Raw genomic sequence first — 11,618 nt, forward strand, 5'->3', positions numbered from 1 at the left:
CTGGTGCGCGCTGCGTCGTACGTGCCGCGTGCTGCGTCGGAAGGCTGCCAATTGTGGCAGGTGGCGGCGGCGGACGTCGGGAGCCGGGCCCGGTCCGGTCTCAGGCCTTGCCCATGAGGTCCGCGGGGAAGGCTCCGGCGACGAAGGCCTGCACGGTGAAACCACCGCCGATCTCCGCGAGCCGGGCGACTCCGGCCGCGCCGAGGTGCTCGTACGGAGCCTCGTCCAGGCGGTCGGTCTCGGTCTCCAGCGCTTCGCGCAGCGCCGCGCCCTCGGGCGTGAGCTCACCCTCGGAGTCGAGCAGTCCGCGCTCGCGCAGCCGGCCCGCGGCGGCGTCCAGGTCGGCCTGCTCCCAGCCGCGTATGTACTTGAGGTACTTCGGGGTCATGCCGTGGCCGCTGGCCGTGTGGCTGACCAGGGCTTCGACCGGGTCCAGGCCGACGGTGAGCAGGGCGACCAGGTGTCCGTCGCCGCGGTGCTCGCGCAGCAGGGTGGTGGCGTGCCACAGCTTGAGGTGCGGTTCCTCGGGTACGGGGAGGTCCGCGTGGGCCGAGTAGAGCGTACGGGCGTGCCGGGTGCAGGCTTCGGCCGCGCGCATCGCCAGCCCGGCGGCCTCGGCGACCTCGGGGGACGCGATCGTCTCGTCGCCGAGGAGCCGGCGCAGCGTGGTGTCCACGGCCCGCAGCCGGGCGGCGAGGACCTGCGCGGGGGTGGCGGTCTCCCAGACGGCGGGCAGGTGCCGGGCGACGAGGTCGTGGCGGTAGTTGTAGAAGGTGGCCGTCACCGTGCCCGCGCCGACCGCGCCCATGGCGGCGGAGCGGGAGGCGAGGTTGACGGCGTTGCGGTCGGTGATCCCGAGGGCGGCGAACTCCTTGCCGAGGTCGGGCGAGAAGTAGACGGTCGAGTGCAGCGGGTTGATCGCCCCGTGCCAGCAGCTGCGGGCGGCGCGCTCCGGAAGAGTCATGCGGGCAGGCTAACGACTGCTTGGTATGGAGAGAAGTATTCAGGTGTGGGCCGGCCCGAGAAGATGCCAGAGTCGCCGTCGTGACCTTGATGAACGTGCTCGTCGACTTCGCCCGGACCGGCCGTATCGGCCCGCTTCGCTGCGGCATGCCGCTGGCGGAGGCCGATGATCTCCTGGGCCCGGGGCGCCCGCACCCCGCCATCCAGTTGATACCGGACATCGAGGGCTACCCCTACGCTTGGGACTGCCTGGAGTTGTCCGTCACCCGACGCCTCGTGAGCGGAATCTCGATCAGTCTCAGACCGGGGTCGACGACCAGGCTGCCGTCCCTGGTCCTGCCGGACTCGGAGGCCTACCCGTCCACGGTGCTCCGGGAAGACCTGCTCGCCGCGCTTGATGCAGTCGACTGCCGCCACGACGTCAACGACCGCCTCACCTTCGGCGGGCAATCCAGCATCCTCACCCACCCCGCGAACGTCTGCGCGGTGTTCTTCACGCCTCACCGTGACGAGCAGGTGCCCCATCGCGAACGCCTCTACCTCGGCGCGATCCACAAGCACGCGACCGCCTCGGACGCCGACGCGCGGGCATGACGCCGCGAAGGGGGTTCGTGGGAGCCCCCCTCTCCGGCAGAGGTACGGCGGAGAGGGGGCGGGGCGGTGTCACTTCAGTTCGGCTCCCGTGGCCACGACCACGCCGTAGAGCTCGGTGATCGTGGCGAGGGCCGCCTGGTGGATCTGTTGCGCCGTCAGGGCGCCCGCCGGGCTTTCCAGCGCGCGCGTCGCCGAGGCGTCGGCGACGACCGTGGGAGCGTAGCCGTGCAGGAAGGCGCCCTCGGTGGTGAACAGGGTGCACATGTTGGTCATGAACCCGGCGATGATCAGGTTCTTCCGGCCGGTGGCCTCGATGATCTCGTGGAGGTCGGTCCCGTGGAAGCCGTTCGGGACGGACTTGGTGACGACGGCCTCGCCCTCCCGGGGGGCCACGGAGGCGTGGAGGGTGCCCGGCTCGGTGTCGATGCCGTAGCCGCCGTCTCGGATGTGGACGACGGGGGTGCCGAGCTCGCGGGCCCGGGCGAGGAGCCGGGAGGCGGAGGCCAGTGCCGGTTCCCAGCCGTCGAGTTCCATGACGCCGCCGGTGTAGGTGTTCTGGTAGTCGACCAGGACCAGGACCGCGTCCTCGAAGGTCGCCGGGGTCTCGTCGAAGCCGTTGAGCTGGCGCAGGGTCGTGGTGGTGGTCATGAGGGTGCCCTTCTCACGAGGTGGGGGTGGGGTGGCGGCCCGACTCGGGGCCACGACGTCAACGCTAGGAGGCCGTGCACCCGTGGGCAATGACGGCCGAGCCGCAGATCCGGACATCGATCCGTGCAGGCCTGAGGCGGTGCGCGGGTCGTCGCCGCCGCCCGGACGGACGTGTTCCGCACGGGCGTTTTTCAGACGCATGGCGATCGTGTGACAGGAGGGGCCATGGACATGACGTGGGGTCCCGGGCGTGAATACGGTCGAACGGAAGCCACTCCCCTACCACTTGGAGTTCAAGGTGCACCGCAAAGTCATCGCCCCGAGCGTGCTCGCCGCCTCCCTTCTGCTGGTGATCCCGGCGTCGGCGGCGAGTTCCGTTCCGGGCGCACCGGGTATCGGCGATCCCTACTACCCGGCCAGCGGCAACGGCGGGTACGAGGTCTCCCATTACGACCTGCGCCTCCAGTACCAGCCGAAGACCGACCTGCTCGAGGGCACCGCCACCCTGCTCACCACCGCCAAGCAGGACCTGTCCCGCTTCAACCTCGACTTCGGTCTGGACGTCAGCGAGATCCGGGTCAACGGGGTCAAGGCGAAGTTCGCCAAGTCGGGCGTCTCGGAGCTCGAGGTCACCCCGGCCTCCCCGCTCCAGCGGGGCAAGCAGTCGAGCGTGGTCGTCAAGTACGCCGGCAAGCCCTCGGAGTTCAAGGTCGACGGCTGGTCGGCCTGGCAGCGCACCCCGGACGGCGGCGTGGCCGCGCAGGAACCCGATTCGGCCGCCTGGTGGTTCCCGAGCAACGACCACCCGCTCGACAAGGCCACCTTCGACGTGTCGGTGAACGTGCCCGACGGCACCCAGGCCATCAGCAACGGCGTGCTGCAGTCGCAGAGTTCACGTCTGGGCTGGACCCGGTACAACTGGCGCTCGAACAAGCCGCAGGCCACGTACCTCGCCACCCTGGCCGTCGGCAAGTTCGACATCACCACCGACAAGACGGCGAGCGGTCTGCCGATCCTGAACGCCTACAGCCAGGACCTCGGCGACAACGCGGGCGCGGCGCGCGCCAGCATCGAGCGGACCGGCGAGGTCGCGGAGTGGCTGGAGGGGGTCTTCGGGCCGTACCCCTTCAACGCGCTCGGCGGGTACGTGCCGAACGTGCCCAGCGGGTTCGCGCTGGAGACGCAGACCCGGCCGTTCTACAGCCCCCGGCAGTTCGCCAACGGCGCGAACGTGTCCGTGGTCGTGCACGAGCTGGCCCACCAGTGGTACGGGGACAGCGTGTCCGTCGACGGCTGGAAGGACATCTGGGTCAACGAGGGCTTCGCCCGCTACAGCCAGTGGCTGTGGTCGGAGAAGGAGGGCGAGGGCACCGCGCAGGAGCTCGCCGACTGGGCGTACGGACTGCGGCCGGCCGAGGACCCGTTCTGGCAGGTCAAGCCGGGTGACCCGGGTCCGGAGAACCAGTTCCACGGAGCCGTCTACGACCGCGGCGCGATCGCCCTCCAGGCGCTGCGCAACACGATCGGCGACGAGAAGTTCTTCCGGATCCTGAAGGGGTGGCCGACCGAGCGCGCCTACGGCAACGCCAAGGTCGGCGACTTCGTCCGCTACGCGGAGAAGGTCTCGAACCAGCCGCTCGCGCAGCTCTTCGAGACCTGGCTGTACACCCCGGGCAAGCCGGACGCCTCCGCGCTGAACACGACGAAGAAGCTGCCGGCCGCGACTCCGGGCACCGGCACCCTGCGTGCCCCGGCCGCGAAGCCGGCGGCGGAGCCGAAGTCCTGGAAGAAGATCGCCGCGACGAACGAGGTGCACGGCGACCACTGACCCACCGCGGTACGGAGCTGCGCGCCGTCGCCCCTCAGCGGGCGGCGGCGCGCGCCCGCGCCCGGGCCGCGCGGGCGATCGGGAGGTAGCGCAGGCGCTCCGGCAGGAGGGGTACGAGCAGGCGCAGGGCGGTGCTGAACCGGCGCAGGCGGCGTTCCTGGGCCGGGGTCCACTCCAGCCCGATGGCGGCGCGCGCCTCGGGCGGCATGTAGCCGGCGGTGACGAAGGCCCGGAAGTGCAGGAAGGCGGCCCGCAGGACGGGCCAGGTCAGGCGCAGCAGGAGCCGGACCGGCAGCGTGCCCCCGGTGGGGCGGGGCAGGGGCGCGTCGGTGGCGAGGAGTTCGCGGACGACCTTGGTGGGCTCGATCTCCTCGGCCAGCATCCGGTGGTAGTACGGCCAGTACTCCTCGATGCTCTGCGGCATGTCCCGGTCGTGCAGCCCGAGGATGCGGCCGACCTGGAGCCACTCGCGGTAGAGCTGCCGTTCCTGGGCCGGGGTGAAGGGGCGCAGCAGGTAGCGCCCGGCGTAGAGGTAGATCGGGAAGCCGGTGGCGTGCACCCAGGCGTAGCAGGCGGGGTCGAGGGAGTGGTAGCGGCGCCCCCGGGTGTCGGTGCCCTGGATCTCCTTGTGCAGGCGGCGCACCCGGCGCCCTTCGGCGGCGGCGTCGGCTCCGCCGTACACCCAGAGCTGGACGGAGCGCAGGGAGCGCTCGCCGCGGCCCCAGGGGTCGGTGCGGAAGACGGAGTGCTCGTCGACCCCGGCGCCGATGGCGGGGTGGGCGACCTGCAGGGTGAAGGCGGCGGGCAGCATGAGCAGCGCGCGGACGTCGCCCGCGATGGTCCAGAGCACTCCACCGGGCGGCGGGGGCTCGGGGTCGCTGCGGGTGCCGGCGCCCTTCAAGGGCCGTTCCGTCGTGCTCATCCGTGCGCCCCCAGGGTGTCGACCAGCCGTTCTCCCAGTATGCAGGGGGTCCGGAACCTTCCGCCGGGCCCTGTGGACGGTGCATCCTGCGGCCATGAACCTGTCCCCCTCGGCCTGGGTGCAGGCCATTGCCCCCTGGGTGCTGACCGGCGCGGCCGTCGCGCTGGCCCTGATCCTCGCGGTGCTCGGCGCGCTGTTCGCGGTGCCGTACCTCCTCCTGAGGTTCCGCAGCGACGACGAGGCCTCGGCCTCGGAGGCACCGAAGAAGTAGCACTGCGTCCAGAAACCCGTGTCACAGGTGTTACCGCGAAGTAACCCTGGCTGCTTGGATGGCGGAGCCGATCTTCCCCCACAGGAACGAGGGAGACCTCCATGCCCCAGATCCAGCCCCGCAAGGCCCGCGCGGCCGCCGCGGCCGTCGCCGCCATCGCCGTCGGATCGCTCGTCGCCACCGCGGCTCCCGCCGCCACCGCCGCGGAGAGCGCCGCCACGCCGCGGCTCAGCGTCCTGTCGTACAACGCGTTCCTGATGAGCAAGAACCTGTACCCCAACTGGGGCCAGGACCACCGGGCTGCGGAGATCCCCAAGGCCTCCTGGTACCAGGGCCACGACGTCGTCGTGGTCCAGGAGGCCTTCGACAACGGCGCCTCCGACGCGCTGAAGGCCAACTCGGCCGCGCAGTACCCGTACCAGACCCCCGTCGTGGGCCGCAGCAAGAGCGGCTGGGATGCCACGGGCGGCGCCTACTCCTCCACCACCCCGGAGGACGGCGGCGTCACGATCCTCAGCAAGTGGCCGATCGTGCGCAAGGAGCAGGTGGTCTACAAGGACGCCTGCGGCGCCGACTGGTGGTCCAACAAGGGCTTCGCCTACGTCGTGCTGAACGTGAACGGCACCAAGGTCCACGTGGTCGGCACGCACGCCCAGTCCACCGACCCCGGCTGCGGCGCGGGCGAGGCGGCGGAGATGCGCGCCCGCCAGTTCCGGACCATCGACGCGTTCCTGGACGGCAAGAACATCCCGGCGAGCGAGCAGGTCATCGTGGCGGGCGACATGAACGTCGACTCGCGCACCCCGGAGCTCGCCACCATGCTGGCCAACGCCGACCTGGCCGGCTCCGACACCCGCACGGGGCACACGTACTCCTTCGACACCGCGCTGAACTCGATAGCGAAGTACCGCTACCCGACCGACCCGCGCGAGGACCTGGACTACGTGCTCTACCGCAAGGGCAACGCCCGCCCGGCGAACTGGGAGAACAACGTCGTCCTGGAGCAGTCGGCGCCCTGGACGGTCTCCAGCTGGGGCACCTCCTACACGTACACCAACCTCTCCGACCACTACCCGCTGATCGGCCGCTGATCGGCGGCTGATCGGCGGCTGATCGGCGGCTGATCGGCCGGTGACCCACCGCTGATCCGCCACACCGGAAGGGGGGTGCCCGCCGCGATCCGGCGGGCACCCCCCTTTCCTGCGGCCCCGGCCGTCAGCCGTTGGCCTTCGCCCGCTCCCACTCGCTCGCGTAGTCGTTGAAGATCCCCCGCAGGTGGTGGCCGATCTTCAGGTAGTCCAGGTCGTCGAGGTTGGCCAGCGACACGCGCACCGACCACTGGGGGCCGTCGAAGCCGCCGCCGTTGAGGAGGACCACCGAGGTCTGCTCGGCGAGGCGGAACAGCGGGTCGACGGGCTCGTAGTTCTTCTCCAGGAAGTCCGCGAAGTCCTTGCCGTGGACCCGTTCCGCCTCGGCCAGCAGGTCGAGCTCGATGTAGTACCCGGCCCGCTTGTCGTCCTCGGAGATCTTCATCTGGGCGCCCTCCAGCAGCAGGTCGAGCCTGCGGTGGACGATCTGCCGGATGCGCTCCTTGTACGCCTGGCCCTCGCCCAGCATGTCGAAGAGCGAGAAGAGCACCATCATCGTCTGCTGCGGCAGCGAGAGGCCGGCCGTGTGGTTGAGGGCCACCGACCGGGAGTCCGCGACGAGCCGGTCGATGAAGCGGATCTTCTCCGGCTCCAGGCTGAGGGTGCCGTACCGCTTGGCCAGCCGGTCCTTCTGGTCCTGCGGGAAGGCCGCGACCATCTCGTCGATGACGTTGTCGTCGTGCAGGCCGATGACGCCGAGCCGCCAGCCGGTGCAGCCGTAGTGCTTGGAGTACGAGTACACGAGCAGGGTGTTGCGGGGCAGGTCGGCGGCGATCGAGCGGAAGCCCGGCACGAAGGTGCCGTACACGTCGTCCGTCACGATCAGCAGGTTCGGGTTGCTGGTGGCGACGATGTCCTTGATCTGGTTCGCCACCCGCTCGCTCAGCGCGAGCGAGGGCGGGTTGGACGGGTTGACCAGGCAGACGAGCTTCACGGAGGGGTCGGCCAGCTTGGCGACCTCCTCCTCCGGGTAGCGCCACTGGCGCACGCCGGTCTCGGCGAAGAGGCTCGCGGAGACGTTGACCACCTCGAACTCGAAGGTGTCGAGCTCGGGGATCTCGATGTACGGGGTGAAGACCGGGGTCATCAGGGCGATCTTGTCGCCCTTCTTCAGGATCCCGTTCTTCATCAGCGAGTCGAAGATGTAGCACATGGCAGCGGTGCCGCCCTCGGTCGCGAACAGCGACAGGTTGTTGCCCTCCGGCGGCTTCTTGCCGAACATCTCGTCGGCGACGTAGCCGCGCACGACGTGCTCCGCGTGGGTCAGCATCCGGTCCGGGACCGGATAGTTGTCGCCCGTGATGGAGTCGGTCAGCTCGTGCACGAAGGCGTCCTTGTCGAACGGCCAGCGCGACAGGGCGTACTGGACGCACGCGGACAGCATCTCCACCCCCGGCAGGTCCGGGTGGCGCCGGGTCCAGGAATCGAACCGCTCCCCGATTCCCTTCTTCTCCGGCATCCCGCCGAGGTTGTCGGCGGTCCACACCCGGCGGGACTCGTCCAGCGCGAAGTAGCCCAGTGCGTAGAAGGCCTCGCGCGGCCCGGTGGCGATCCAGTTCGGGTTGCCGCGGCCCGCGTTGAGCATGGCGCGGGCGGTGGTGTCCTTCTGGCCCGGCTTGTCGGCCTGGGCGGCCGTGGCGAGCTGGATGAACTTGTCCTTCAGCTCGAACGGGCTGAGCTGTGCGAAGGACTGGATCTCCTCGCGGCTGAAAGTGGTCTCCGGCACGGTGGTTCGTTCCTTTGCGTCGGGGGCGTTCGGCCGGCCTCGCGGCCGGGGCGAAGGGGGGCGTTCAGTGGTTGAGGAGGACGATCACCGCGCCCCAGATCGTCAGCAGTACGTTGCTGATCGCGTAGGGGATCGTGTAACCGAGCGTCGGGACCTGCGATTTGGACTGTTCGTTGACCGCTCCGATCGCCGCCGTGGTGGTCTGGCCGCCCGCGAGGACGCCCATCAGGATCGGGAAGCGGATCTTCTGGATGTGATGGCCGACGAGGAAGCCCACCAGCAGCGGGATCAGCGTGATGACCGCACCCCAGATCAGCAGCCCCCACCCGGCGGAGGCGAGCCCGCTGGTGAAGCTGGGTCCGGCGTTGAGGCCGACGACCGCGACGAAGAGGCACAGGCCGAGGGTGTCCATGAACCACTGGGCCCCGGGCGGGACGTTGCCGTAGGTCGGGTACCTGCCGCGGATCCAGCCGAAGACCAGGCCCATGATCAGCGCGCCGCCCGAGGTGGACAGCGAGATCGGGACCCCGCCGGCGGTGAGGGCCGGGATGCCGAGGCAGCCGCCGAGGAAGATGCCGAGGCCCACCCAGATCATGTCGGTGGCGAAGCTGGTCGGGACCGGCTTGCCGATGGCCCGCCCGGCCGGGTCCACCAGGCGCTTGGGACCGGAGAGGATCAGCGTGTCTCCGCGCTCCAGCTGGGTGGAGAGCCGGTAGGGGAACTCCGCGCCGGAGCGGTAGAGCTTGTCGATGTAGACGCCGACCATGAAGGGCTCGGCCCGCAGCTCCGAGATGGTCTTGCCCAGCTGCGCCTTCTCGGAGGCGACCACGTGCAGGTTCTCCGTCTGGTAGCCGAGGAGTTCGACGTCGTCGGCCTCGGGGCCGATGTGCGTGCGGGCGTCGAACGCGACGAGGGATTCGCGCAGGGCGCTGACGGCGACGACGTCGCCCGCGGCCAGGACGGTCTGCTGGGTGTGGTCGATGATCGCGCCGTCCCGGCGGATCCGGGTGAGGTAGATCCGGCGGCCCAGCGACTTCTGCTGGTTCTCGAAGTCGTCGATGGTCCGGCCCACGAGGTCGGGCCGCTGGATCGTGTAGGCCCGCAGGACGGCCTCGTAGTAGCCCTCGTGCAGGTCGGGGTCGTCGCTGGGCGCGTCGAGCTCCTTGGCGAGCTGAGCGCTCTCGGCGGCCAGGTTCCGGCGGTAGAGCCGGGGCAGCACGTTGGCCAGGAGCATCGCGCAGAGGATGGTGCCGAGCGGGTAGGTGACGGCGTAGCCGACCGCGACGAGGTTCTGCTGCTCGGTGATCTCGGACGGGCTGAGCCCGGGAAGGTTGCCGATCGCGTCCTGGGCGACGCCGATGACGGCGGACTGGGTGAGTGCGCCGCCGAGCAGGCCCGCGCTGAGCCCGGGGCCGTAGCCGAGCATCACGGCGAAGCCCCAGGAGACGAGCAGGCCGGTGACGCAGACGATCACCGCGTTGAGGACCTGCGGCAGGCCGTCCCTCTTCAGGCCCCGGAAGAACTGCGGGCCGACCTTGTAGCCGAGGGCGAAGAGGAACATCGTGAAGAAGAGGTTCTTCACGGTCCCGTCGATGGTGATCTTGAACTGGGCGCCGAAGACCAGGCCCACGATGAGGCAGCCCGTGACGGCGCCCAGCCCGATGGCCTTCCACCGCAACTTGCCGACGAGGAAGCCGAAGGCGACGGTGATGAAGACCAGGAGTTCGGGATGGGGCTTGAAGATGTTCCGTACGAGGAAGTCGATCATGCTGGTACCCGTCCTGGTGGGGGGTCAGGCGCCGAGGATCCCGACGAGGATCGGTCCGGTGAGTGGGAGCAGGAAGTTGGACAGCGCGTAGGTGATCGTGTAGCCGAGCATCGGTACCGAGCTCTGCGCCACCTGCGTGACCGAGGTGATGGCCGGCGTGGAGCACTGCTGTCCGGCGATGGCGCCGATCAGCAGCGGCTTCTCGATCTTCAGGAGCTTGCGCCCGACGACCAGCGAGATCGTGGCCGGTACGAGGACCATGGCGATCCCGGCGAACGGCAGCAGGGCCCCGTACTCCTTGAGCAGCGGCCAGGCCTGAGGGCCCGAGGTCAGGCCGGTGCAGGCGATGAAGACCGCGAGCCCCATGTCCTTGATGGTGGTGGCGGCTTGCGGCGGGAAGGCGCCGAAGGTCTGCCGGCGGGAGCGGAACCAGCCGAAGAGCAGGCCCGAGATCAGACAGCCGCCGCCGGTGCCGAGCGAGAGCGGGACTCCGCCGAGGCGGACCACGAGCTGGCCGATGAGCGAGCCGAGCGCGATGCCGAGACCGAGGTAGATGAAGTCGGTGGCGTCGTTCTTGGCCACCGTGCCGATCTTCTCCACGAGCCGGTTCAGGCCCGAGCGGGCGCCCACCAGGGTGACGACGTCACCGCGCTCGACGACGGTGTCCGGGTTGGCGGGCAGGTGCTGCTCGCCGCGGAGCACGTCGGTCACGTACACGCCGCTGCGCCCGAACTCCGCGTGGGTGGAGCGGATCTCGTCCAGGGTCTTGCCGGCGACCGACTTGTCGGTCATGGCGACCTGGCGGGTGGCGAGCGGGGTGTCCACCCCCGGGATGCCGGGGGTCTCCGGGCCGATGGCCCGGCCGGCCGCGATGGCCTCGGAGCGCCGTCCGACGACGAGGACGAGGTCGGAGAGGGTGAGTTCGAGGTCCGGGGCGGGGGTCAGGTCCTTGGAGCCGCGCCGGACGGCCTCCACGGTGACCCCGCCGCCGAAGGCCGCTTCCAGGTTCCCGACGGTGCGGCCGTCGGCGAGGGTGACCAGGTGGGTGCGCCCGACCAGGCCGGGCAGCGCCTCGCGCTCGTCGCTCTCCAGGCCGCCGCCGGAGCCGCGCAGCTTCTCCCACAGGGCGCGCGAGGCGTCCGCGAGGTTGATGCGGAGCAGCATCGGCATGATCTGGCTGGTGTAGATGACGATGGTGACCAGGCCGAAGAGGTAGCAGACCGTGTACGCGGTGGCCACGTGGCCCTGGTACGTGGAGATCTGGTCCGCGGTCAGGTCGGGCAGTTTGCCGATCGCCTCGGTGGCGGTGCCGACCACGGCGGATTCGGTGGCCGCGCCGGCGAGGATGCCGGAGGCGGTGCCGACGTCGAGGTCGAAGGCCTTGGCCAGCAGGTAGGCGAGGCCGAGCACGCTGACGAGCTCGATGAAGCAGAGCGCGAAGAAGCGCATGCTCTTGCGGTTGAGGTTGGCGAAGAACTGCGGTCCGGCCATGTAGCCCAGGGCGAAGATGAAGAGCGCGAAGAAGATCGTCTTCACGTCGGCGTCGATCTCGATCTTGGCCCAGGCGCCGAGCAGCAGCGACACGATCAGCGTGCCGCAGATGCCGCCGAGGGTGATCGGGCCGACGCGGACCTTGCCGAGGAGGTAGCCGGCCGCAAGGCAGAGGAACAGGGCGAGTTCGGGGTGGTCTTGCAGCACACCCATGGGCGATCAGCCGCCCTTGCCGGGCGGCGTGGCGGATTCAGGGCAT

10 protein-coding genes are annotated in these 11,618 nt (G+C 70.1%); 4 read left to right on the top strand and 6 right to left on the bottom strand.

Translation table 11 applies throughout. The features are described from left to right. Positions 1 to 100: 100 nt before the first annotated feature. Complete coding sequence (locus tag OG898_RS34030; RefSeq protein ID WP_250740844.1) at positions 101 to 964, bottom strand: hypothetical protein; 864 nt, start codon at positions 962 to 964, stop codon at positions 101 to 103. An 89-nt stretch (positions 965 to 1,053) separates the two neighbouring features. Here OG898_RS34030 and OG898_RS34035 point away from each other — a divergent pair, with 89 nt between their 5' ends. Then, complete coding sequence (locus OG898_RS34035; RefSeq protein ID WP_266962721.1) at positions 1,054 to 1,557, top strand: hypothetical protein; 504 nt, start codon at positions 1,054 to 1,056, stop codon at positions 1,555 to 1,557. A 69-nt stretch (positions 1,558 to 1,626) separates the two neighbouring features. On the opposite strand, the gene OG898_RS34040 is transcribed toward OG898_RS34035, so the two are convergent. Continuing rightward, complete coding sequence (locus tag OG898_RS34040; protein WP_250740843.1) at positions 1,627 to 2,205, bottom strand: cysteine hydrolase family protein; 579 nt, start codon at positions 2,203 to 2,205, stop codon at positions 1,627 to 1,629. A 298-nt stretch (positions 2,206 to 2,503) separates the two neighbouring features. On the opposite strand from OG898_RS34040, the gene OG898_RS34045 reads away from it, so the two are divergent. Continuing rightward, on the top strand, positions 2,504 to 4,033 hold the full coding sequence (locus OG898_RS34045) for a M1 family metallopeptidase (protein WP_266962291.1): 1,530 nt from the start codon (positions 2,504 to 2,506) through the stop codon (positions 4,031 to 4,033). A gap of 34 nt (positions 4,034 to 4,067) precedes the next feature. Here OG898_RS34045 and OG898_RS34050 read toward each other — a convergent pair whose 3' ends face one another. Continuing rightward, positions 4,068 to 4,955 carry an oxygenase MpaB family protein gene (locus OG898_RS34050; protein WP_250740841.1) on the bottom strand — a complete coding sequence of 296 codons (888 nt, stop codon included), beginning with the start codon at positions 4,953 to 4,955 and terminating at the stop codon, positions 4,068 to 4,070. Between the two features lie 94 nt (positions 4,956 to 5,049). Here OG898_RS34050 and OG898_RS34055 point away from each other — a divergent pair, with 94 nt between their 5' ends. Continuing rightward, positions 5,050 to 5,226 carry a hypothetical protein gene (locus OG898_RS34055; protein ID WP_266962293.1) on the top strand — a complete coding sequence of 59 codons (177 nt, stop codon included), beginning with the start codon at positions 5,050 to 5,052 and terminating at the stop codon, positions 5,224 to 5,226. 101 nt (positions 5,227 to 5,327) lie between these two features. Beyond that, on the top strand, positions 5,328 to 6,317 hold the full coding sequence (sph, locus tag OG898_RS34060; RefSeq protein WP_266962296.1) for a sphingomyelin phosphodiesterase: 990 nt from the start codon (positions 5,328 to 5,330) through the stop codon (positions 6,315 to 6,317). A gap of 124 nt (positions 6,318 to 6,441) precedes the next feature. On the opposite strand, the gene OG898_RS34065 is transcribed toward sph, so the two are convergent. The 3 genes from OG898_RS34065 to aspT (OG898_RS34075) all read right to left on the bottom strand — a co-directional run bounded on the left by OG898_RS34065 (position 6,442) and on the right by aspT (OG898_RS34075) (position 11,572). Further along, positions 6,442 to 8,100: a bifunctional aspartate transaminase/aspartate 4-decarboxylase gene (locus tag OG898_RS34065; RefSeq protein WP_250740838.1), complete on the bottom strand. Its 1,659-nt coding sequence runs from the start codon at positions 8,098 to 8,100 to the stop codon at positions 6,442 to 6,444. A gap of 64 nt (positions 8,101 to 8,164) precedes the next feature. Then, the gene (gene aspT, locus OG898_RS34070) at positions 8,165 to 9,868 is read right to left on the bottom strand and encodes an aspartate-alanine antiporter (protein WP_266962300.1); all 1,704 of its coding nucleotides are present in this window, start codon (positions 9,866 to 9,868) and stop codon (positions 8,165 to 8,167) included. A 24-nt stretch (positions 9,869 to 9,892) separates the two neighbouring features. After that, positions 9,893 to 11,572, bottom strand: a complete 1,680-nt coding sequence (aspT, locus tag OG898_RS34075) for an aspartate-alanine antiporter (protein ID WP_250740836.1) — start codon at positions 11,570 to 11,572, stop codon at positions 9,893 to 9,895. Positions 11,573 to 11,618 lie beyond the last annotated feature (46 nt).

It is taken from the genome of Streptomyces sp. NBC_00193 (genome assembly GCF_026342735.1).
GTDB lineage: Bacteria > Actinomycetota > Actinomycetes > Streptomycetales > Streptomycetaceae > Streptomyces > Streptomyces stoeckheimensis.